General features: G+C 27.2%; 17 protein-coding genes, 1 riboswitch and 1 other annotated feature. Of the genes, 14 read left to right on the top strand and 3 right to left on the bottom strand.

Annotated elements, in window-relative coordinates:
• Positions 1 to 40: 40 nt before the first annotated feature.
• The 8 genes from ABDZ71_RS12780 (at position 41) to ABDZ71_RS12745 (ending at position 9,651) form a co-directional block, all read left to right on the top strand.
• Positions 41 to 733, top strand: coding sequence for a response regulator transcription factor (locus tag ABDZ71_RS12780; RefSeq protein WP_343762049.1), 693 nt, complete (start codon positions 41 to 43; stop codon positions 731 to 733).
• Positions 723 to 1,835: a sensor histidine kinase gene (locus tag ABDZ71_RS12775; protein WP_343762048.1), complete on the top strand. Its 1,113-nt coding sequence runs from the start codon at positions 723 to 725 to the stop codon at positions 1,833 to 1,835. Before ABDZ71_RS12780 ends, ABDZ71_RS12775 begins: the two co-directional genes overlap by 11 nt.
• 265 nt (positions 1,836 to 2,100) lie before the next feature.
• Positions 2,101 to 2,964 (top strand): ABC transporter ATP-binding protein, encoded by an 864-nt coding sequence (locus ABDZ71_RS12770; RefSeq protein ID WP_343762047.1) that lies wholly within the window; start codon positions 2,101 to 2,103, stop codon positions 2,962 to 2,964.
• A 2-nt stretch (positions 2,965 to 2,966) separates the two neighbouring features.
• On the top strand, positions 2,967 to 4,193 hold the full coding sequence (locus ABDZ71_RS12765) for an ABC transporter permease subunit (RefSeq protein WP_343762045.1): 1,227 nt from the start codon (positions 2,967 to 2,969) through the stop codon (positions 4,191 to 4,193).
• Between the two features lie 3 nt (positions 4,194 to 4,196).
• Positions 4,197 to 5,312, top strand: coding sequence for a hypothetical protein (locus ABDZ71_RS12760; protein ID WP_343762044.1), 1,116 nt, complete (start codon positions 4,197 to 4,199; stop codon positions 5,310 to 5,312).
• A gap of 149 nt (positions 5,313 to 5,461) precedes the next feature.
• Positions 5,462 to 5,563, top strand: a riboswitch (purine riboswitch).
• Positions 5,564 to 5,685: 122 nt separating this feature from the next.
• Positions 5,686 to 6,519, top strand: coding sequence for a 5'-methylthioadenosine/S-adenosylhomocysteine nucleosidase (locus tag ABDZ71_RS12755; protein ID WP_343762043.1), 834 nt, complete (start codon positions 5,686 to 5,688; stop codon positions 6,517 to 6,519).
• Positions 6,520 to 6,813: 294 nt separating this feature from the next.
• Positions 6,814 to 8,022: an aldo/keto reductase gene (locus tag ABDZ71_RS12750; RefSeq protein WP_343762042.1), complete on the top strand. Its 1,209-nt coding sequence runs from the start codon at positions 6,814 to 6,816 to the stop codon at positions 8,020 to 8,022.
• Positions 8,023 to 8,211: 189 nt separating this feature from the next.
• Positions 8,212 to 9,651 (top strand): sodium:solute symporter family protein, encoded by a 1,440-nt coding sequence (locus tag ABDZ71_RS12745; RefSeq protein WP_343762041.1) that lies wholly within the window; start codon positions 8,212 to 8,214, stop codon positions 9,649 to 9,651.
• Positions 9,652 to 9,701: 50 nt separating this feature from the next.
• Here ABDZ71_RS12745 and ABDZ71_RS12740 read toward each other — a convergent pair whose 3' ends face one another.
• Entirely contained in the window at positions 9,702 to 10,688 is a 987-nt protein-coding gene (locus ABDZ71_RS12740) for a helix-turn-helix domain-containing protein (RefSeq protein WP_343762039.1), read from the bottom strand.
• 305 nt (positions 10,689 to 10,993) lie between these two features.
• Between ABDZ71_RS12740 and ABDZ71_RS12735 the strand changes: the two genes are divergently transcribed.
• On the top strand, positions 10,994 to 12,370 hold the full coding sequence (locus ABDZ71_RS12735; protein WP_343762038.1) for an MATE family efflux transporter: 1,377 nt from the start codon (positions 10,994 to 10,996) through the stop codon (positions 12,368 to 12,370).
• 112 nt (positions 12,371 to 12,482) lie between these two features.
• Here the strand turns inward: ABDZ71_RS12735 and asnB are convergent, their stop codons facing one another.
• Positions 12,483 to 14,072 (bottom strand): asparagine synthase B, encoded by a 1,590-nt coding sequence (asnB, locus tag ABDZ71_RS12730; RefSeq protein ID WP_343762037.1) that lies wholly within the window; start codon positions 14,070 to 14,072, stop codon positions 12,483 to 12,485.
• Between the two features lie 172 nt (positions 14,073 to 14,244).
• Positions 14,245 to 14,500 (bottom strand) — a binding site (T-box leader).
• A gap of 472 nt (positions 14,501 to 14,972) precedes the next feature.
• Between asnB and ABDZ71_RS12725 the strand changes: the two genes are divergently transcribed.
• The 3 genes from ABDZ71_RS12725 to ABDZ71_RS12715 all read left to right on the top strand — a co-directional run bounded on the left by ABDZ71_RS12725 (position 14,973) and on the right by ABDZ71_RS12715 (position 21,201).
• Complete coding sequence (locus tag ABDZ71_RS12725) at positions 14,973 to 15,527, top strand: NUDIX hydrolase (protein WP_343762036.1); 555 nt, start codon at positions 14,973 to 14,975, stop codon at positions 15,525 to 15,527.
• A gap of 397 nt (positions 15,528 to 15,924) precedes the next feature.
• A complete protein-coding gene (locus ABDZ71_RS12720; protein WP_343762035.1) occupies positions 15,925 to 19,821 on the top strand; it encodes a DUF4073 domain-containing protein in 3,897 nt (1,298 codons plus the stop codon).
• A 429-nt stretch (positions 19,822 to 20,250) separates the two neighbouring features.
• Positions 20,251 to 21,201 carry a DegV family protein gene (locus tag ABDZ71_RS12715; RefSeq protein WP_343762034.1) on the top strand — a complete coding sequence of 317 codons (951 nt, stop codon included), beginning with the start codon at positions 20,251 to 20,253 and terminating at the stop codon, positions 21,199 to 21,201.
• Between the two features lie 13 nt (positions 21,202 to 21,214).
• On the opposite strand, the gene ABDZ71_RS12710 is transcribed toward ABDZ71_RS12715, so the two are convergent.
• Positions 21,215 to 22,018, bottom strand: coding sequence for an MBL fold metallo-hydrolase (locus ABDZ71_RS12710; RefSeq protein WP_343762033.1), 804 nt, complete (start codon positions 22,016 to 22,018; stop codon positions 21,215 to 21,217).
• Positions 22,019 to 22,321: 303 nt separating this feature from the next.
• Here ABDZ71_RS12710 and ABDZ71_RS12705 point away from each other — a divergent pair, with 303 nt between their 5' ends.
• Positions 22,322 to 23,341, top strand: a complete 1,020-nt coding sequence (locus ABDZ71_RS12705) for a M28 family metallopeptidase (RefSeq protein ID WP_343762032.1) — start codon at positions 22,322 to 22,324, stop codon at positions 23,339 to 23,341.
• Positions 23,342 to 23,533: 192 nt separating this feature from the next.
• On the top strand, positions 23,534 to 24,421 hold the full coding sequence (locus ABDZ71_RS12700; protein ID WP_343762031.1) for a hypothetical protein: 888 nt from the start codon (positions 23,534 to 23,536) through the stop codon (positions 24,419 to 24,421).
• Positions 24,422 to 24,658 lie beyond the last annotated feature (237 nt).

Raw genomic sequence — 24,658 nt, 5'->3', positions numbered from 1 at the left:
CTATTATGAATTTTTAAATGTGAATATATGGAGGTAATAGATGGAGAAAATTTTGATTGTAGAAGATGATAAAGATATTAGAGATATATTAAAAGTTTATTTAAAAGTAGAACATTTTCAAATATGGGAAGCTGAAAATGGAAAGGAAGCTTTTGAATTTATTAAAAATACAGTGCCAGACTTAGTTATTCTAGATTTAATGTTGCCAGATATAAGTGGGATTAATGTATGCAAAAAGATACGCACTAAATTTAAATATCCAATAATAATGTTAACTGCAAAAACATCAGATAAGGATAAAATAATAGGTCTTACTTATGGAGCAGACGATTATATTACTAAACCCTTTAATCCTTTAGAAGTTATGGCTAGAATTAAAGCTCAACTTAGAAGGTATAAAGAATATAGTGAAAATACAAAGGAAGATAATCCTACTATATATTATAAAGGATTAATTTTAGATAGAAAGAGTAAAAGGGTTAATTTAAATGGTAAAGAATTAAAATTAACTCCTACAGAATTTAATATTCTTGAACTTTTATTAATAAATAGAGGACAAGTTTTAAGTGGAGAGAAAGTATTTCATTTATTATGGCAGGATGAATATTATATGAAATCTACTAATACGATAACAGTTCATATTAGAAATTTAAGAGAAAAAATGGGTGATTCTTTTGAATGTCCTGAATATATTAAAACTGTTTGGGGAGTGGGGTATATTATTGAAGCGTAAAAATTTTAAATGTAATTATTATATTTTAACTTTTTTAATATTTATAGGAATAATGGTATTTATTGATTTTGAAATGGAAGGGCTTATAGCAGAATATTTTCAAAAGGAAGTATTATTTGATAGAGAAAATGTAACGTTTTGTGGTAGTGAATATCCTAGAGGGACTTTATATTGGCCAAAGGTTAAAGATATGATTACTAATATGGTTATAGTGGGAGTTCTATTATTGGAGATTACTGTTTATTTTATATCAAAGCATTTAAAAAACAAGGAAAGAAAAAGAATAATAAATCAGTTAGAAGAAAGGATATCTTTATTAATTAAAGGTGAGGTACCTGAAAAAGTTGAAGAATTAAAGATTATTGATGCTCAAGTAAATAAAATTATACAGGAAAGTAAACTTAGAAAGCAGGAAATTGGAATAGAAATGGGTAAAAAAAATGATCTTGTAACTTATTTAGCACATGATTTAAAAACACCATTAACAAGTATTATAGGATATCTTACAATTTTAGATGAATCGGAGGTTCCTGAAAATATACATAAGGATTATATAAAAAAATTATTAAAAAAATCTTATAGATTAGAAGATTTAACGAATCAATTTTTTGATATAACCCGTTTTAATCTTCAAGAAATTCCTTTAAATAAAACTTTGCTAGATGGAAATTTTTTCTTGGAACAATTAACTGAAGAATTATATCCTTTACTTAAGAAGAAAAACTTAAAGGTGGATGTAAGTTTACCATCTGATATGAAATTCTATGTTGATGGTTCACTTTTTGCTAGAGTATTAAATAATTTATTAAAGAATGCTATAGCCTATAGCTGCGACGATTCTATTATAAAGATAAAGGGGGAAATAGGAAAAAGTAATATAAAATTATTTGTAGAAAATGATGGCGATTTAATAGATGAGCAAGAATTGAAACTTATATTTGAAAAGTTTTATAGAAGGGATAAGTCAAGGAATCAGTCATCAGGAGCAGGCCTTGGACTTGCTATTGCAAGAAAAATTGTAGAAAGACATGGAGGATTTTTACAAGCACAAAGTACTAACGGACATACTATATTTATCATTAGTTTACCTAAATCTTTATAAAATCTTTATAAATACTAAATAAATTTTAAATAAACCTTTGTTTTATCTTATCTATAATGAAGATGAAATAAAGGTCTTTTATTGAGAAAGAAGTTATAAGTTAATTTATTATGTTAGTTAAATTTTTGAAAAATTGAAAATACTTTGGTAATATAATAACTTATCCTTAAAACTTGATATTTTAAAAGTAAGTAATTTCAGTATGAAAATTATCTAGTATAATAGGTCAATTTACAATTTGTTGGTAAAATAAGGAGGAAAACATATGAACTTACACGTTGAGGGTGTTTCTAAAAAATTTAAAAATTTAAAAGCTAATGATAATATAAACATTGAATTTACTCCAGGGATTTGGGGCCTTTTAGGACCAAATGGTGCTGGAAAAACTACACTAATGAGAATGATGGTGTCTAATACAAAACCAAGTTATGGGCAAATAATGCTTAATGATGTAAATATTACTGAATTAGGTAGTTTATATCTTGATAAAATAGGGTACTTACCTCAACAGTTTGGATATGATAAAAACCAAACTGTTAAGGATTTCCTTCATTACATTGGGGCATTAAAAGGAATCAAGAAAAAGGAAAGAAATGAAAAAATAAGTGAATTATTAAGTGAATTTAATTTATCACAAGTTAGAAAGAAAAAAATTGATAATCTTTCTGGAGGTATGAAGCGTAGAGTTGGTATATGTCAAGCTATGCTAAATAATCCTGATATTTTAATTGTAGATGAGCCCACTGCTGGTTTAGATATTGAAGAGAGAAGAAATTTTCGTAAGTATTTGACCACAATAAGCAAAGAAAAAATTGTTATTCTATCTACACATATAGTTTCAGATATTGAGTTTATTGCTAATTATCTTATACTTATGGAAAATGGTAAAGTAATTGAAGTAGGAAAAAGTGATTCTTTAATTCAAGCACTTGATGGTAAGGTATTTGAGGTCTTAGTTCCTGAAAGTGATATGTCAAGATTAGAAAAGGAATATAAAATTATGAATTTTCGTAATGAAGCAAAGGGACAGGTTTTAATTCGTTACGTTGCAGATACTCCGTTAAAAGATAGTAAACCAGTTTCACCATCTCTTAATGACTTTTATCTTTCAAAAGTTAAGGAGGTGTAAAAATGGATGTTTTTTTTCAAGAATTGAAAAGACAATTTAGATTTAAAAGATTACTTATATATGTTTTAATATCCATTGTGTTAGCACTTCTATGGGCATGGTTTATTGTAGGAGGAGCTACTGAAGATTTTATGCAGTCAGAATGTTATAAAGAATATAAAGGTAGAGCTGCAATAGAAATAGCTGCAAAAGATAGAAATGTTACTGCTGGGAAAATGACTGAAGATAAATTTCAAAAAGGTTGTGATGCATTTTTTCATGCATTAAGAAGTGATGATGAAAGCGATGTTGTTATAACTAAAGATTTGTTACAATATGCTGTTTATGCTGATAGATTGATCATGCAGCAGTTTAGTTTAAGAAAAATGATGGGAAAATCTACAAAAGGAGTATCTTATATTCCTAAAGATGCAGGAAAGTATTTCTATAAAAATGAAGATTTATATTATGGTAATTATATTGATAACAATGCACATAATCAAAGTGAAAAAAAGTTAGCTATATCAACTTGGAATAAAGTGAAAAAACCGTATATTTATTACAGTGGATTCAAACAATGGGACGAAGGAATTGGACATATAATGTTTTTATCCTTTGTATTTATGATTATGATAGGGGTTTTTGCAGGATCCATAATAGCAAAAGATAAAGAAGATGGAATTGATGAAATTATTAAAGCGACAAGGAATGGTAGAAAAAGTTTAATATTACCGAAAATTATCATACCTTGGATTGTTGCATTTATTATTTACTTTTGTGGAGTAGGTTTATATATTGTACTGTTAAAGTATTTATTACCTACTAATGCATTAAATACATCAGTACAAGTTTTAGGTATAAGTATTCTTCCGTTGAACCTAGAGGATTTGCTTAAAAAATTATTTCTTTTTGGAGGAATAGGAGTTTTAACTATAGCAAGCTTTTCTACTTGGATTTCATCTTTAGCTAAAAAAGCTTCACAAGCTATTCAAATGTCTATACTTACAATATTAGTTTCTTTTATGCTATTTACTTTTATGGATATAAAAGTTCCTATTATTGATGTAATTAAGATGTTTCTACCAGGAGCAATAACATTTTCATACCAACAATTTATGGAACAAGGGATATTCCCTATAACAACAATGTTAGGAAAAGTTTTCTGGATACCATCAATTTTACTTGTAGTAAGTGGCATTATATTCTTACTTAGTACAGTGTTTACTGCACTAAACTACAGGAGGAGATAAGAGATGATATATCAGGAATTAAAACGTAGACTTTTCACAAAATATGTTCTTTTTTCAATAATAGGGATATTTTTTATAACTGCCGGATTAAATGCAGTACTTATAGGGGAAGAGAAAAATTTGTCTAAAGAATTAAAAGAAGAGGCTGTGTATTCTGGTGAAATGACTGAAAATAAATTGTGGTTAGCACTAAAAGAAGTTAGAAATAAAAAATCAGATAAAATAAAATATAAACCAGCTGAAACACTTATGGTTGGTTTAGTTAAGGAATATCCTGGAGTTCTTTATAATGAAAATAGAATTGAAGACTTTCCAGATTCCTACGCTAAAAATTTTTATAAGTGTTGGAGGAAAAAATCTAGGGCTATTATAGAAAAAATATCTAAAAGTGATCAGAAGAAAGCATTAGAAGAGATTCAAAAAGTAAAAACACCCTTTTTAAAATATCCTGGTTATTATCTTTGGAATTTAACAATTGATAATCTTAAATCTATTTATTTAGTAATTATATTTATGGTAACATTTTTTGCAGCAGCTACCTATTCTGATAGTCTAGAAGATAAAAGTATGGAGATTATTTATGCAACAAGATTAGGAAAAAGAATGATGCATGTTCGACTTTTACCAGTTATAATATATGGTTTATTATTGAATCTGGTAGCAACACTTGGAACAATATTTATTCTTGGATTATCTACAGGTCTTCAGGCTTTAAAGAGCAGTCTTAAAGTATTTGCATTATTTTCTATAGGAAACTTTACATTAGGACAAGGAATCCTTTTAATGTTTGTAAGTCAATTTTTAGGATGTTTAGCTTTAACAACTATTATGGGATGGATATCTTATAAAACAGCAAAGACAAACTTGGCTATATCTATAGGAATTGGATTAAATATTTTTTATATGGTATTTAATTCATTTATAAAGATACCAGGGGAGTTTTCTAATGTTATTTTAAACGCATTTCCAATGGCATCATCACAAATTATATCTCAAGTGTCTGGTTTTCATTTTGATATAGGGATTTGGAGGCCGTTTGAAGTTATGATAAGTATGGTCATAGTATTTATTATATTTGGTATGTTGCTTAGTTATGAAATTTACAAAAGTAAAATATAATAATAGAAAGTTTTAATAATAGTTTTAAATTACGTTTTACATGCTAATGTACGTGATTTTTAATTATGTATACCTTTTAAGCCTCATATAATAGGACTTGAAATATTAGAAAGTCTAGTATATAATGTTAAATGTAAACAATCTTATAAAAAAATATAAAAATGTTCGCTTATATAAATTTAGTAATAGGGGCTAAATGTTTCTACCAACTACCGTAAATAGTTTTGGCTATAAGTGTTTTATTGTCATGGATTCATGTCAAATTTAACACCTTATAGCATTGATGTAAATAAGGTGTTTTTTATTTATATAATTAAAAGAACACTTATTTATAAATTTAATATTATTTTACATAACAAAAGGAGATTTTGACATGAAAAAAAGTTTTTTAGCAGTAATTTTAGCAGTTCTAATGACAGTTTTATTTGTAGGATGTTCCAAGTCTAAAACTGAAGAAAGTTCTAAACCAATTGTTATTCAAGGGGCAATGGATGTAGAAACAGAAAATTTAGTAAAACAATTAAAAAATGTTGAAGAAATAAAATATAGAGGTTGGAAGTTTTGGAAAGGAACTATAGATGAATTTCCGGTAGTTGTTTCTAAAACAGAAATAGGTATGACAAATGCAGCAGTATCAACATTATTAGCTATTGAAAAATTCAATCCTAGAGCAATAATTAATCAAGGAACTTCTGGTGGACATGCTCCTGATTTACATCGTTATGATATTGTTATAGGAAAAAAATCTGTTAATTTTGGATCTTTTAAATCTGACCGTAGTGAATATAATAAAGGTATCCACTCTGAAAAATGGATTCCAATGGATATCAATGTTAATGTAAATGGTGAAATGAAAGAAGTTAAAGATTTTAAAGGAGATGCTAAGCTTATTAGTGCAGCTAAAAGTGTAGCAAATTCATATAAAAAAGGTAAAGTTGTAGAAGGGGTTATTGGATCGGCTGATCAGTGGAATCGTGAGTTAGATAGAATAAAATGGCTTAATGAAAAGTATGGAACATCAGTAGAAGAGATGGAGACAGCTTCAGCAGCTCAGGTTGCTAAATCATGTAATGTTCCATTCTTAGGAATTAGAATATTATCTAATAGTGAAGTACATAATGAAGACTATGATAGAAATTCAGGAGTATACTGTCAAGATTTCGTTCTTAAAACAACAAAAGAATTAATCAAAGAATATTCAAAGTAAAATTTTAATAAGTACAGTTTAGTAGAAAGTATATAAGTTTAAGTATTTATATAGTATTAGATATAAGATAAACCATTATGGAGATTAAAATTATCTTCATGATGGTTTTTTATATTTATAATAAAGCAAAATTTACTTATTGATAAGTTATAAGGTGAATGCTATTATAAATATAATTTAAACATAGGAGTATCTTTTATGTTTTTTAAAGATTAGTGTTTTTGTTTAAGTGGAATATTTTTTATCAATATATATGTTATATTTAAATTTATACAAAAGAGGAGATGAGTGTGTATGCAATATAGAACAATGCCCAATTCTAATGAAAAATTATCGGTTCTAGGTTATGGCTGTATGAGACTTCCAACACGTATAGGGGGAGAAGCTTCTAGCTTAATAGATAAACAAAAAGCCTTAAAGCAAATAAGATATGCAATAGATAATGGGGTAAACTATTTAGATACAGCATATCCATATCATTTAGGTGCATCAGAAAGTTTTTTAGGAGAGTATGTTTTAAAAGATGGTTACAGAGAAAAAGTAAATATTGCAACTAAACTCCCTTGCTTTACAATAAATAAAAAAGAAAGTATAGAGGAGATTTTTAATAAACAATTAAAAAAGCTTCAAGTTGATTATATAGATTATTATTTACTTCATGCTTTAGATGGTAAGACATGGGATAAGATGGTTTCCTTTGGGATTATAGATTTTATGGACAAGATAAGAAAAGAAGGAAAGGTTCGTCATATGGGATTTTCTTTTCATGGAACTAGAGATGACTTTAAAAGGATTGTAGATAGTTACAATTGGGAATTTGCTCAAGTTCAATTTAATATCTTAGATGAAAACTTTCAAGCAGGAATTGAAGGAATTGAATATGCTCATAGTAAAGGACTTGGGATTATAGTAATGGAGCCACTTAGAGGAGGATCATTGGTAGGTAAGATACCACAGGAAGTGGGAAAATTATATGATAGTGCAAAAATAAAAAGAAATCCTGTAGATTGGGCTTTAAGGTGGATATGGAATCATCCTGCAGTTACTCTTATATTGTCTGGAATGAACAATGAAGATCATATTAAAGAAAATATAAAAATAGCTTCAGAATCATTACCAAATGGGTTAACAGATACAGAAATAAATATTTTAAATGATGTTAGAAATAAATATCATGAGCTAATGAAGGTAGGATGTACAGGATGTGCTTATTGTATGCCTTGTCCTGCAGGCATAAATATACCAGGTACATTTAAAAGCTTAAATAACTATCATATGTTTTCAAAATTTGGTGCTAAAATGTCTCATATGATATATGCTGGAGTTCAAACAAAGGATGGAAAATCTCATTGGACAAGTTCTTGCCTTGATTGTGGTAAATGTGAAAAAGCTTGCCCTCAAGGAATCAAAATAAGAGAAAAATTTAAAGATGTTGAAAGAGATTTAGAAAGTATAGCAGTAAAAGGAGTAGCTAAAGTAGCTAGAAAAATTATGAGAAAGTAAAAGATATATTAATGAGCTATTAAAAACATACTAACCGTTATTCATATATGCTAAACTGAGTTTATATTATTGCTTAAAGTTTTATATAAACTTACTTTAGTGGCAAAAAATGTTTTTGAATCATATTTATTTAAAGGTAAATAGGGTATAATAAATAAAGATTTGGAAACAAAATTAGGAGGAAAAAGTATGTTGAAAACTATATCTTTGATTGGGCTCATTTTATACTTTACTGTATTACTTTTTGCTGTAACTCGTGAAAAGAAAAACCAAACAGTTTTTGATTATTTTTTTGCAGGAAGAAGTTTGCCTTTCTGGGCACTATCTATAACGTTTATAGCTTCTTGGTGGGGAGCTGGTTCAGCCATTTCTACAGCGGATCTTGCCTTTGATGATGGGTTAGGTGCCTTTTGGTATTATGGTGTTCCAGTTCTTCTTTCTAACTTTCTTATGATTCTTGCTTCAAAAGCTATAAGGCGTGTAGGGTATCTAACCCAAAGTACTATGATGGAAGCTAGATATTCAAAATATGTTTCTAAAATGCTTTCTGTTTTAATCTTAATTTTTATGATATTTTCTGCAAGTTCCCAAATGGTTGGAATAGGCAGTTTTTTTGGCACTTATCTTGGGATAAACTATGAAATGGCTATTCTTGTAGGAACAGGAATTGTACTTATATATTCTATGTTTGGTGGATTTCAAGGTGTAGTTATCACTGATATTATCCAGTTTGTTTTACTTTCAGTTTCAGCTATTGTTATATTTGTAGTTGCTTTTAAAAATTCAGGAGGATTTGAAAATATAGCAAGAGTTGCTATTTCAGAAGGTAAAACAAATTATATGAGTTTCTTTTCTGGAGCTAAAAAGTATTTTGTTTATGTTATTACCTTTGGATGTTCATGGATGATACAAGCAAACGTATGGCAGAGGATATCTGCATCAAAGGATGATAAAGATGCAAAAAAAATGACTGTTATGAGTTTCTTTGTATACATACCTCTTTATCTTATAGTTGTTTTTATAGGAATGTCAGGAAAGGTTCTTTTTAATAAAATACCAAAGGGTGGTGTTGTAACTGCCATAGTAACTGATTATATGCCACCTTTTCTTGGAGCGGTAGTTTTCGTTGGAATTTCTGCAGCTATTATGTCAACAATGGATTCACTTATTAATACAGGTGCAATGACTTTAACCATTGATTTGAGTCTAAAAGAAAGAGACGATAAAAGTAAACTTAAGTTTTCACAATTTGCAACATTTATAGTTACAATATTGGCACTTTTAATTGCACTTAAATTTCGTTCAATACTAAAAATCTCATGGATTGCTTCAGATATTATTACAACAGGAGTATTTGTACCTTTACTTGCAGGATTTGTATGGAGAAGAGGAACTTCTAAAGGAGCATTTTCATCTATGGTTGTAGGATTTATTTATTCTTTTTATAATCTTATAATTAGTTTTGGAATAAAGCTTCCAGCATTTTGGAAAGAGCAGTCTGCAGAGCAGGTTATATTTGGAGTTTGCTTATCTACAATTATATATTTCATAGTAAGTTTATGTACAGAGCCTCAGTATGAAAAAGCAGATAAATTTATTTCTAAGGCTGGGGTATTTAATAAAATATAAAAAAATTTCACAGTCTAAATTGTAGGCTGTGAAGTTTTTTATAATTATAGTTATTTTTTATAGAAAGTATAATTTCCAATTCTATATTTATTAGGTGTTATTCCATAATAACTTTTAAAAATACCAGAAAAATGACCACTATTTTTATAACCAAGTTCTTTTGCAATTAAAGAAATACTATCTTCTGTATTAAGTAATAGTGTTAAAGATGCATTCATTCTTAAATTTTTCAGGTATTTATAAGGTGTAGTTCCAAAATATTGTCTAAAAGCAAGTAAGAATCTAGAAGTACTCATTTTTGCAATATTAGATAATTCATTTGTGGTTGGATAGTTACCTATATTATCTTTTAAATATTTTTCACATTTCTTAAGAAGTCTTTTATCTGTTTTAGTAAGCTTTACAGGAATATGCTGTTTTTTGAAATTTTCTTCATGATCATGAGTTACATTTGAAAGTATCTCTAAAATCTTGCTTTCCATATATATTATTTGAGGTATTCCTTTTGCCTTGGAACTTCTAATTTGATCAAATATGAAATTAAGTTTTGGAGAGGATGGGTTATGGGATAGATATTTAAATGCATTTTTAAAATCTTTATAACTCCCATATCGGCCTTTAAGAAATTCATCAAAATATTCTTTTAGAAGAATGATTTTAGTGAATTTTATAGGCCTATTTTTATCGCAATAAACACGAACTAATTTATTTGTATTAATGAAACAAATAATCCCTTTATCTACTTTTTTTATATTACGTTTTCCAACTTTATAGGAACTTGAAGTAGTATAAAATTTACTGATTTCTATATAATCTTGTTTAATTTCTGAGATTTTTTCAAAATGGTAATTTGGTGTGTAATTAGCATTTAGAATAAGAAATTTCCCTTCAGATATAAGTATGCTAAAATAACCTTTGCCAAACTTTGGATTCATTGAATAGTATTTTTTAAACTCTGTTGAACATTCAGGGATAGATATAAAATTCATATCTTTAGGGGCTTGTAAAAAATAATTTATAATATCATTGATAGCCATTATCATCTCTCCTCTTTCATATATTAACACAAATAGAGGTTGTAATAAACCAAATTTATATCACAAAATAACAAAATTTATTTATTAATAAGTGTATTAAAACACTTAAAATAAAGGCTTAATAGAGGATTGTATTAAATCTAATTTGTAATTGATATTCAGTTTCAATATCCATCTATAATATGTAAAATGTACATAAAGGAGGATGTTTTATAAAAAAAACTATGTATATAGAATGGAGAATTAATTTAAATGATTAAGGACCAATAGATTGCTTAAAAGAATGTGAAAGGGGATTAAAATATATGAAAAAAAATATGAGAATGATTATGATGGAAGAAGGAGATATTACAAAAACTCTCTTTAAATTAGGGATACCTATGGTTGTAAGTATGCTTGTAATTGCATTGTATAATGTGGTGGATACTTATTTTGTATCTAATCTAGGAACTCAACAATCTGCTGCAGTATCAGTTGCTTTTCCACTATCTTTTTATTTTTCTGGGGTAGGGTTGACTTTAGGGGTAGGGGCTGCATCCTATATTTCTAGATTGTTGGGTGCTAAGAATTTTAAAAAGGCAAATAAAGTTGCATCAGTAGCATTTTATACTGCTGGAATAATAAGTATTATTTTAATGATAGTTTGCTTTCTTTTTGTAGAAAAAATATTAATCTTTATGGGAGCAACTGAAACCATACTGCCCTATGCTCTTAAATATGCACATGTTTTTATAGTAAGTATGTTATTTTCAACAATAAATGTGTGTGCAGGAAATTTAGCTATTGCCCAAGGAGAGGCGAAAATTACTCTTAAAGCTATGATTTTTGGATCAGTTCTTAATATTATACTTGATCCTATTATGATAAGAAGTATGGATATGGGAGTTAAAGGAGCAGGACTTGCAACTCTTATTTCTCAGATTGTAACAACTCTTGTTTATTTTAAGTTTTTTTTCGGAAAGAAAAGTTATGTTAAAATGCAGTTGAAAGAATTTAAACCAACTGTTCAAATTTATAGAGAGATTATTAAAGTAGGTATTTCTATGTTCCTTTTACAAGCCCTTACTGGATTTTCAATGTCTTTGATTTCAAAAAATGCTAGTATATATGGAGATGCCGAGGTATCAGCTATGGGAATTGTTCTTAGAATAGTAACTCTTGGTACCAATGTTATTTTTGGATTTATGAAAGGGTATCAACCTTTTGTAGGTTATAATTATGGAGCGGGAAACTATGATAGAGTAAAAAATATTACAAGAAATGCAATCAAGTGGTCTACGGTTTATTGCATTATATGGATGGTAATTGTAATATTATTTTCAAATAGTATTATGAGAATAATGATTAATGATGCTGAAGTTATAAGAATAGGAACAAGAGCTTTAAAGGTTAATACAGCAATGTTTTTTACTTTTGGATTTCAGTTTACCTATGCAACCCTTTATCTTTCTATGGGAAAAGCATTAGCTGGTGGAATACTAAATATCGGAAGACAAGGGCTATTTCTAATACCTATAATTATGATTTTAACTAAATTTTTAGCTTTTGATGGAGTTATTTATGCTCAACCTGTAGCAGATATTATTTCTACACTAATAACAATTCCTTTAGCGATTAAAGTTATAAATGAATTAAATAGAAGAGTTTTATTAAATAAAGGTGAAGTATTGGAAAGTGAATAAGGTATATATAGTTAGTAGGAAATTTTAAATTTAAATTATTTATAATATATAGGATATAATATAGAAAATAAAACCTATCTTGAACTTTAAAATTCAAGATAGGTTTTGGATTTTATTTACCACTATCACCGTAGTTTGATAATACTCTAGCGCTAGGGTCGTCTACGTTACAGCCTTCCCATTCTTTGTTTGGCATCCAGTAGTCTACTACCATTTCTGCCTGTCCTCTATAGTATTTTTCAAAAATTTCTCTATATAATAATGATTCCTTTGTAAATGGTTTAGAATGATATTTATATTTTTCACATAGTTTTTCAAAATCTTCATCGGTATATAAGTTTTCAGCATATTCTTTTAAATAGTCTACCATAGAATGACCTACAGCATCACTAAAAGCTGCTTTTTGACGATATAGGATACTATGAGGAAGATAATCTTCTTCAAAGGAATGTCTTAAAAGGTATTTACCCATTTTATATTTGTTTAATTTTCTTTGGGGATCTATAGACATAACGTATTTTACAAAATCTAAATCACCAAAAGGGACTCTTGCTTCTAAAGAGTTTGTGCTTATTGCGCGGTCTGCACGAAGTACATCGTACATGAAAAGTTCTCTTACTCTTTTTTGAGACTCTTTTTGGAATTCTTCTGCATTTGGAGCAAAATCAGTATATTTATATCCGAATAATTCATCAGAGATTTCTCCTGTTAAAAGTACTTTAACATCAGAAGTTTCATGTATTTTCTTACAGATTAAGTACATTCCCATACTTGCTCTTATCGTTGTAATATCGTATGTTCCTAGAAGCTTAATAACTTCATCAAGGGATTTAAGTACTTCTTCTTTTGTCATATATAAAGTAGTGTGGTCACTATTAATATAATCTGCAACTTCTTTTGCATATTTTAAATCAATAGCATCTTCTGTCATACCTATAGCAAATGTTTTAATTGGTTTATGAGGATGTAATTTTTGGGCAATTGAACATACTAAGGAGCTATCTAATCCGCCACTTAATAGGAATCCTACAGGAGCATCAGCATCCATACGTTTTTCTACACCAGCTACTAATTTATCATGAATATTACTACAAATAACTTCTAAATCATCTTTTAAGTAATCACCTTCTACCTTTGTTATATCACAGTAGCATGTAAACTCTCCATCAGCATAATAATGTCCTGGTGGAAATGGCATTATTTTATCTGTAAGTCCAACTAAGTTTTTAGCTTCACTTGCAAATATGATTTTGCCTGATGTAGAATATCCATAAAATAAAGGACGTATTCCAATAGGATCTCTTGCTGCAATAAATCTATCTTTTTTTCCATCATATATAACAGTTGCAAATTCTGCATCTAATTTTGAAAACATATCTAATCCATATTCATAGTACATTGGAAGTAATATTTCACAATCACTATCAGAAATAAATTTATGACCTTTTTCTATTAGTTCCTTTTTAACTTCACGAAATCCATAAATTTCACCGTTACAGATTGACGCATCTATATTCCTTGTAAATGGCTGCATTCCACTAAAACTTAAATCCATAATAGAAAGTCTTTGAAATCCCAAAATACCAGATGGTAAAGTAAGAATTTCAGTCATATCTGGTCCTCTAGATTCAGTTCTTTGTAGAGCATCTGCAAATTTTTCATGTTTCATGTCTGTTCCTGTATAACACATAATTGTACACATAATAGTATTCCTCCTTAGTATAAATAAAAAGATTAAATGTAGAAATTATAAAATTACTTGCCAGAATTTTAAATGAGTTTTTTATCTATTGAAAATGCCAATTTTAAATCTAATAAGTTTATTTGAAAAATTATAATTTCTTTAGTAATAAAAAAAGTCTTTTATCCTATAAAAATAGGACGAAAAGACTTGTATTTTCGCGGTACCACCTAAATTAGCTTATAAAGCTCCCTCTAATCAGTACAGAATTAATATAAATTCGATACTGTCCAATGTTTAACGGTTTGGCTCCGTCCAAGACTACTCTTAATAAATTTCGGTTGGAAACTCCAGGATGTTCTTCATTATTTGTTTCGTATCAGTCTCTCACCATCACTGATTCGCTTTGACTACCTCAAAATAACTACTCTTCCTATCATGGCTTTTATATTTGTTCTTTAAAATTAACTTTGAATTTATTTTATTTTAATAAATGTTTTATAATTAGTCAAGAGTTTTAAGGATTTTTTAATAAATAAAATTTATTTTTAACATAAAGTTAAAAAAACTCATAATATTTAATTAAAGTGGAAAATCATGAAATCCATGGATGTGTACTAAATATTTTCATATTTCTCCCAAAGAAATAATTTCTTGTAAGTAGAAGACCTATGTACGATATAATCAATTATTGTAGTAAGATATTTATATAAAATTATAGTTATATAAAGACCATTAGTGTTTTTTTGCTTGATTTCATATAATATTAAGATTATATTATATGAAATTGACAGACAATAATATTTTTTTGTTTGTAAAATTTAGGGAGAGTATGTTAAGCTAAAAATTAAAAGATAATAAAAAATATTTTCTTTTTAAGGATTAGTATAATTATTAGTTACAATTTAAGGGGGGAGCAGAATGAATTTACTTGAAGAATTAAAAAAATACAAACCGTATAATGAGCAAGAAGAAAGAGATAAAGAAGTAATGATAAAATTTATAGATACTTTTGATGATGTTTTAACAAGAAATAATGAGATTGCACATTTTACAGCATCATCCTGGGTGTTAAATAAAGAAGGAACAAAAGTTTTAATGATATATCATAATATTTATGATTCATGGTCATGGACAGGAGGTCATACAGATGGAGAAGAAGATCTTTTGAATGTTGCTCTAAGAGAGGTTAAAGAAGAAACTGGAATAAAAAATATAAAACCAATAAAAGAAGATATTTTTTCTATAGAGACTATTACCGTTGATGGACATATTAAAAATGGAAAGTATGTGTCTTCACATTTACATATGAATGTAACATATTTATTACAGGCTAGTGAAAATGAAGAGCTATTTGTAAAACCAGATGAAAATAGTGGTGTTATGTGGGTGGATATTGATAAATCAATAGATAAATCTAATGAACCTTGGATGAAAGGTATATATATAAAATTAAATGAAAAACTGGAAAGGTAGTATTATATTTTGTAACTCGCAGATTTTGTCTGTGAGTTTTTGTTTTTATAAAGGAATTTATAATAATTTAAGAAAAATTCTACTATTTTCATAGAAAAAATTTTAATTATATGAAAAAAATTAAAGTTAATAGATAAAAATACGAACATTAATATAAAGTTTAACTTTATTAAATAATATATTAAAAAATATTTACAAGATTAAAAAAACATTGTACTATAAATTTAGGAGGATTGGATAAATATACACATATAAACATATATATACTGAAAATAATTTAATATTTGTATAAGAAATATTTATTAGTTTTACAGAATTTTACAGAAAACGTTTACAGAAGCTAACTAAAAGTATTATATTTATAGTTAGTTAAAATAAATTTAGGGGGATATTAGATATGTTAAAGAAGACATCAGTATTTTTATTAATAACACTTGTTTCAGGTAGTTTAGGAAGTTTTAATTATGTTCATGCAGCTCAAAACTCAAAAGTGAATTTACCAAGTAGTGCTATTGTACAAGCAAACAGTCAGTATACTCAAAGTTTACAATCAATAAAATCACAAATTAATACTAAAGTTAATGGAACAAATGAACTTGAAGGGTTGCTTCAAGATAGTAACTTTAAAAACAATTTAGTAAAATATCAGTTTTTAACTAGATTAGGAGAAAACAATTTTAATAGTTTCCAAAATAACGTTGAGCTTAAAAGCTTTTTAAATGATTTACTTAAAAATACCTATATTATGAATGGCTTATTAATGGGAAGAACTTTAAACTACACTGAAATGGGAAATGCAGTTAAAATTTTAAAAAACATATGGGAAGATGATAAGGAATGCCACAGTGGATTTTATTTGAAATTAGCTATAGCAACAGCTATGGGTCATTCTAAACCAATTAGGACATATGATTATAAAAGAGAAGTTATAAATCCAGTTGTAAGATATAACCATTATAAGAATTTATATAAGCAGGGAAAATTATTCGAAAATTTCGATAAATATGACATAGTTCATTTGAGTATGATAGTAAATAATCCTGGGTCAGACAGTGATATTGATTGGATGCAAGAATACATAAGAAAAGAAAAACCAACCTATGTTAATCAAGATCAAATTAAAAGAGCAGCATTTTTAGTACCATATGGTCCTAAAAAACGTGGTGATGGTAGAAGTTATAGGACTACTAAATGGACCCTTAAAGATACACTTACAATGGCGGGGGTTTGTGGAAGACTTTCACATTTTGGTTCTATAGCAGTTAGAGCTTTTGGAGCACCATCAAGTATGATAGATCAGCCTGGTCATAGAGCATTTTTACATCTGCAAACTAAAAATTCATGGCGTATAGGAAATAACATTGGAGGATTAGGAGGTACAAAATTTAACGGTGAAACTTTAATACCTTGGGGGAATCATGCAGCTTATTTATTCTTAATGGAAGAAGCTTCATTAGATCAAGAAGCCTTAGAAAAATCATATCAACTATATTGGCTTTCTAATATAGTATCATCAGATTCAAAAGCTAAGGCAATTAGAGATGAAGCTATAAAAGTTCAACCTCTTAATTATTTCTCATGGAAAGATAAAATATCTGCCTTATTAAAAGATTCAAATGCAAGTAAAGATCAGTTTGAAAAATTAAGTGTTGATATAATGAATACTTTTTATAATCACCCAAAAGTTATGGATGATCTTTTAAAACTGATTAAAGATAAAGCTATAGCTGGAGATAGAGTTTCACTTCAAGAATATATAATTAACTATAATAATGCATTGAAAAAATGTACTGATTCAATGCAACAAACAGTAATAAAAAAATTAAAAGAACAATTTAATAAAGATCATATGTATCTTGCAAGATTTTCTTTTACTGGTGAAAATGCAGGAAGACTTATGGGAGCAAAAACAGATGTTGAGTATAGTATAGATGGTGGAAAAACTTATAATTTTGTAAAAGAAGAAAATCAAAAACTTACAGATTCTGAAATAAAAAGTTTAACTTCTGAAAACGGAATTTTATTAAGAGTAAAGGGTTCTGAGAGTTTTATACGTCTTTCCCTTATAAAAGGATCACAAGTTACGAATGTGTTTGGAAGTGATAATCTTGATATAATTACAGGATTAGATGAGTCAATGGAGTTTTCAATAGATGAGGGTAAAACATGGACAAAATATAAAAAACATAATGCTCCAGATTTAAGTGGGGACTTAGTAATGTATGTTCGTAAATCAGCAAAAGATACTGTTGTAGCTGGAGAAAAAAGAACATTTAAATTTACTAAAAATACAGCGTCTAAGATACTAATTGATAATTTTAAAATTACAATTGCAAATGTATCAAGTCAAAATACGGACAAACCAGCTTCAAACGTTATTGACAATGACCAATTTTCAGCTTGGAGAACTAATGCTGAAAATGTAAATAAGGAAAAATTTATAACTTTAAAATTAAACCAAGTAACTAAAATATCAAGATTAGATTATTTAAGAGACTTAAATGGTGGAAATCAAGGCAATATAAGACAATACAATGTATATACAAGTTTAGATGGTGTTAATTTTACAAGAGTTTCAGGGGGAAGATGGAGTAATGACAATAGGGTTAAAACTTCAACTTTTAAACCTGTAGATGCTCTTTATGTGAAACTAAAAGCTACAGGAGTGGTAAAAGGCTATGCTGCAGCTTCATCTATAAGATTATATAAGGTTGATGAAAAACCGGTAATAAATGCTGAAAATTTAAGCTTTTATAAAGGTGATGAAATAAACTTTGATTCTATATTATCTAAAGTTACAGCAACAGATAAAGAAGATGGAGATTTAACTTCAAAAATAACATATACAACAAATTATGTAAAAGGTGAAGCAGGAGATTATGAAATAGTATATAAAGTTACAGATAGTTATGGAAATGAAACAACTAAGAAAGTTATATTAAAAGTAAAAGAAAGATATACTTATGCTAGCGATTTACCTTGGATAAAAGCAACTACACAAGTAGGTAGAGTGGAAAAAGATAGGTCAACTAAAAGAAGAACACTTAGATTATGGGATGGAGAAAAAGAGATTTCATATAAAAAAGGATTAGGAACTCACTCTAATTCAGAAGTAATATATAATTTAGAAAAAGAAAATTTTAAATATTTTACAAGTAATATAGGTGTTGATAGAACAGCTGATAGTAGAGGATCAGTTAAGTTTAAAGTTTTTGCAGATGGTAAACTTTTATATGAATCTGAAGTTATGAAGAGAGATACAGCTTCAAAATTTATTAAATTTGATATTGAAGGTGTAAAAGAATTTAAATTAGTTGTAGAAGATGGTGGAAATGGTAGAGCAAGTGACCATGCAAACTGGGCAAACGCTAAGTTTATTATGCCAGATAAAGATGTAGTTTCTGGAGATACTTCTAAACTTCAAGAAGTTATAAAAGAAGTAGAAGGATTAAAATCTTCTGATTATGAAAAAACTTTTTGGGACAATCTTCAAGAAAAAATAACTGAAGGAAAATTACTTTTAACTAAAGAAAAAGCAAAACAAAGTGAAATTGATAAAGCTGTAGAAGATATAAAAACTGCTCTTTCAAATCTTAAAAAATTCAAAGGAGAAAATCCTGTAATAAATGCAACTGACCTAAGTTTTTATAAAGGTGATGAAATAAACTTTGATTTTATACTATCTAAAGTTACAGCATTAGATAAGGAAGATGGAAATATAAGTTCAAAAGTAACATATACAACAAATTATGTAAAAGACAAAGTAGGAGAATTTGAAGTAGTATATACTGCTGTAGATAGTCATCAAAACAAAACAGTTAAAAAAGTTAAATTAAGAGTAGAAGAAAAAGAAACAAAAGAAGAATTTGTTTATGCTAGTGATTTAGCTTGGACAAAAGCAACTACACAATGGAGAAGTGTTCAAAAAGATAAATCAATTAAAAGAAGAACACTTAGATTATGGAATGGAGAAAAAGAAGTTTCATATAAAAAAGGAATAGGAACTCACTCTAATTCAGAAGTAATATATAATATAGAAGGAAAAGACTTTAAACAATTTAAAAGTGTCATAGGAGTTAATAGAACAGCGGATAGCAGAGGTTCAGTTAAATTTAAAGTTTTTGTAGATGGAAAACTTTTATACACATCTGAAGTAATGAAGAGAAATACAGCTTCAGAGTCTATTGAAGTAGATGTTGAAGGTGCAAAAGAAATTAAATTAGTTGTAGAAAACGGTGGAAATGGAAATGCAAGTGACCACGCAAACTGGGCAGATGCTAAGTTTATAAAGTAAAAAGAGAAAAGATATATAGTAAACTGAAAGATGTAGAATTTATTAAGTTTATTCAGAAAACTATAGAAATAAGTGATTTGCTAATTTTATATAATAAATGTATGAGTTTAGAATAAGAATTTCATAAATTTAAAATATATAGTTAGTATACAAAATGTGTAAAGAATAAGATCAAAAAATATTTATAAATCAAAATTAGTATAATATATAGAACTTACCTTATAAATTTGTTTAAAACATTTTAAGGTAGGTTCTTATTTTTCCATTGTTTAAATGTGTCGAAATATAAAATTATATATATAAATTGTTAAGTTTAATGATATAATTATTTTGGAAATATAACATGGGAGATAATTTTATATTAAATTAAAGATTACATATACTAAAGTTAAAGCAAAATAACTATTAAGCTAATTTTGGAGGGGACGTATGATAAAAATTATAGGAGATTCAACATGTGATTTATCTAAAGAGTGTATTGAGAAATATGATATTAGTTTAGCTTCGCTGACTATTAATATAGAAGGGAAAACATATAAAGATAGAGTAGATATAGATCCAGATGAATTTTATAATGTAATCGAGGATTTAGACCAATACCCAACTACAGCTATGCCAAGTCCTAGTGAGTATTTAGATATAATAAATAAAGCAATAAAAAAAGGATATACAGAGATTCTGTGTATTTGTATGTCTAGTGGTACTAGTGGTTCTTATCAATCTGCTGTAATTGCTAAGGATTATTTTTTCGAAGACAATCCTAAATCAAATATTAAAATACATATTGTAGATTCAAAATGTATGAGTCATGGTAGCGGATGGTTGATTTTAAAAAGTGCCAAATTAAAAGAAAAAGGTGTTACTTTTGAAGAATTAGTAGATTTTAATGAAGCATACAAAATAAATGTAAAGCATTTTCTTTCTGTAGACGATTTAGATCATTTGGTTAAAAGTGGTAGATTGTCAAATGCCAGTGCTTTTGTAGGTAAAGTTTTAAGACTTAAACCTATAATGAGTATGAAAAAAGGAAAAGGAGCAATAGTTGCTAAAGAAAGAGGTATAAAAAGGGTACTTAGACATTATGTTGATGAGTTTACTAAGAGAAATAATAAAGATATAACAGATTTTATTATAATTGGATATACATCTGATATAAAGCTTGCAGAAAATTTGAAACATAAGATTAATAAAGAAACGGATTTTAAAGGTGATATATTTATTATGCAAATGGGTGTTGCAGTAGGTACTCATGTTGGCCTAGGTGCAATTTCTATGTTCTTTGTTGAAAAGGATCATAAAAAAGATAGTTTATTAAGAAATGAATTAATTGCAAAGAAAAATGAATTATTAGAAAAAATACCATCTTATTTGAAAAAATAAGGTGGTACCTTTTTTATAAATTTATTACATCTAAATCATTAGGAACATATATATTTCCAGAAAATTCTTCTTTACCTTCTTTTATGTATAATTCTTTTCTGTTAGATAAGTCTTTATCTTCTGCATGATATAGCAGTATGTTTTTAACATTTAATATTTCAGCATTTTTGCATGCATCTTTTACAGTGGCATGGTGTTTTTCATAAGGGTTAAATATATCTTTTTGAGAATATAAGCAAAAGGCTTCATGTAGTAAATAGTCTACATCGTAACAAAAATCTTTTACAGCTTCTCTATAAGGTTCATCTCCTAAAAAAGTTAAAGATTTTCCATTATTTAAATAGGTTTTAAAGCCAAATTGTAATTCTTTAGTACTACATATATTAAAGAAAATAGTTTTGCGTCCTAATATATTAATTTCAGAATTGTTTTCAACTTCATTAAATAGTATTTTAGTTCCAAACAATTTTGTGAATTTATTTTGAAGTACATAAGAACAAATAGATTTTATAGCATCAATTGATTTTTTAGTACCATAAATATTAAAGATACCCTGGTATTTATCTTTTAAAATATCAGTGGCTACTGAACGTATAACCCATATAGTTCCTAAGATATGATCATTATGAGTATGAGATACAAACATATTATGTATTTGGTTTATTTTTATATTTACCTTTTCAAGGTTTGATAATATAGTATTTCCACCACCAGCATCTATAAGAAAATGTTCATCACCTTTTGATAATGTAAAACATGTATTATAGCATTTAGTTACCATAGCAGATCCAGTACCAAGCATAGTTATAGATTCCATAAAACGACAGCTCCTTTTATATCTAGTTTTCTAAATTTTACATCAATTTAAGTGCATTTAAATAAATAGGTCAATTATCATTTTTTTAAGCATGACCTATTCTATTATAATATTTATAAATCTCAATAACAATAATTATAGGGTAATATGCTGAATTTACTATGTATACAGTAGTAGAAAATGTATACTTTAAACTAGATTACAACTCTTTTACAACTTCCAAATATTTTTCAGACAATTAGTTTGTATAATTAATTGAGATTAAATACTATCTTTATTAATTACTGAAAAGGAGAAACATTTATGAAGAATAAGAAATTATCTATTAGTTTTTTTAGTATAATCATTTCTATCAATTTACTGTTTTCAGCTTGCTCAACTACTAAAGTTAATGAAACTTCCAAACAAAACAACAAAAATGTAGAACAAGAACAGAAGGTTGAAAAAACTATAAAAAAAGAAAAACCTAAAGAAATTCCTACAATGAAAGAGTCTTTAGAAAAATTATGTTCAGATGAATTTAAAGGCAGACTAGTTGGTAGTGAAGGAAATATAAAAGCAGAAAAGTATATTAGTAATATTTTTAAAGATATAAGACTTGAACCTTTATTTAAAGATAGTTATTATCAAAAATATACTCAAAAGGTTCGTGATTTTGAAAATAATAATCCAGATAAAATAAAAGAAATTGCTTCTAATAATGTAGTTGGTGTTATAAAAGGAAAAGATAGTAGCAAAACAGTAGTTTTGTCAGCACATTTTGATCATTTAGGTATTGAAGACAATAAAATAATTAAAGGTGCTTTAGATAATGCATCTGGTACTGTTTTATTAATGGATATTGCAAAAAAATTAAAAGAAAAATCTATAAATTCTCCATTTAAAATGGATATAATAATAGCTGCTTTTAATGGGGAAGAAAGAGGACTAAAGGGAAGTAAAGCTTTTGTAGAAAAAGTAAAACCAATGTACAAGAACTTGTATAACATAAACATAGATTGTGTAGGAGGAAAAGAATCAGGAAATATAACTTTTTATGGTGACAGTAAAGTTTCTAAAGATTTAAGTAATGCTTTAACAGAAACCTTTAAAAAGAGCAATGTTAAACTTGCAATTGGTGAGCAAAGACTTTTAGGAAGTGATAATAAATCTTTTGAAGAAGCTGGTTTTGCTAATGTATTTATACGTCAAGAAAATATAACACAATTTATTCATAGACCTGAAGATACTCCAGATAAAATAGATTATGATAAGTTAAAAGATTTGTCAAAGGTTTTGTGCGATTTTATATTACAAAATGATGCTGTTATATTTAATAAGTAATAAAAGTTTCAGCTTTTCATAGACTCCTTTTATAGTAGATAGTTAAAATAATATAACTGTTTACTATAAAAGGAGTTTTATTATGATTTATATAATAATTCATGAATTTATATGGAAAATATGATATATTTTTACTATAACTAAATAAATTTATTGAAGATCATACTACTTTTAATATCATGGGGGGATACTATGAGGAGAAATAGAGATAATGGTTTGCATATAGTAACTTTATTAATTATTATTTTGAGTGCTATAACATCATTGGTAGGTCTTTTATATACAACAGAGGGAAATGTATTTAACTTTGTAAATCAATATGGTGATATGGTTAAAATATATGGAGATGGATTATACGCACATGATTCATATTTTATGGCACCTATATTTAGAGGAACAGATTTTACAATTATATTTGTTGCTATACCAATTTTAATAATATCATTAATACTAGATATAAGAAGGAAAGGACTGAAGAATCGTATATTATTAACATCAGTTATTTCAGTGTTTACGTATTATTCTGCTAGTATAGCTTTCGGAGTAACATATAATATATTACATTTAGTATATATTGCACTTTTTTCATCTAGTTTTTTTGGATTAATTATTGCAATTAATAGTATAGATAAATGTGAACTTAAAAAGAATATTGGAGATAAATTACCTCTTAAAGGTATATATGTATTTTTAACTATAACTGGAATTTCACTTATTGTAGCATGGCTTCCAGATATCATTAAATCTTTAGTCTTGGATCGTTCTTTGGAGTTAATTGAAATATATACAACACAAATAACATATGTTTTAGACATGGGTATAATTGCTCCAACTGCTTTAATTTGTTTATTTCAATTAAAGAAACAAAAAGGAATAGGATATGTTTTATTACCATTGTTATTGACATTATGTAGTGTTATTGGGGTGATGCTTCCTATTCAAACAGTATTTCAAATAAAAGCAGGAATTTCTCTTCCAATTGGAGCTATTATAACAAAGTCAGTAACCTTTATTATTTTAGCCTTATTTGCAGTATATTTAAATGTGAAGTTTTTTAGAAATATAAAATGTTTTAAATAAAACAATTTATTATAAGTAACTTATTTTGAAGGGCACACTGAATGTTAGATATAAGATTTAGTGTGTTTTTTTTGTGTGTATTAAAAAATATTTAAAGTTCTACAAAAATTTTAGTGCTTTAGTATTGACATCGATTACAATAGATGATAAATTGAGAGTGTAATATATCAGTGATGTATTACAAATATACTAGTAATACATTAATATAGTATATTTGTTATTTTTAAGGGAATTATG

This window comes from Clostridium oceanicum, from assembly GCF_039521385.1.
GTDB classification, from domain to species: Bacteria; Bacillota; Clostridia; order Clostridiales; family Clostridiaceae; genus Clostridium_F; species Clostridium_F oceanicum.
The sequence above is the reverse complement of the archived record's forward strand: the minus strand, read 5'-3'. Positions and strand labels throughout refer to the sequence as shown.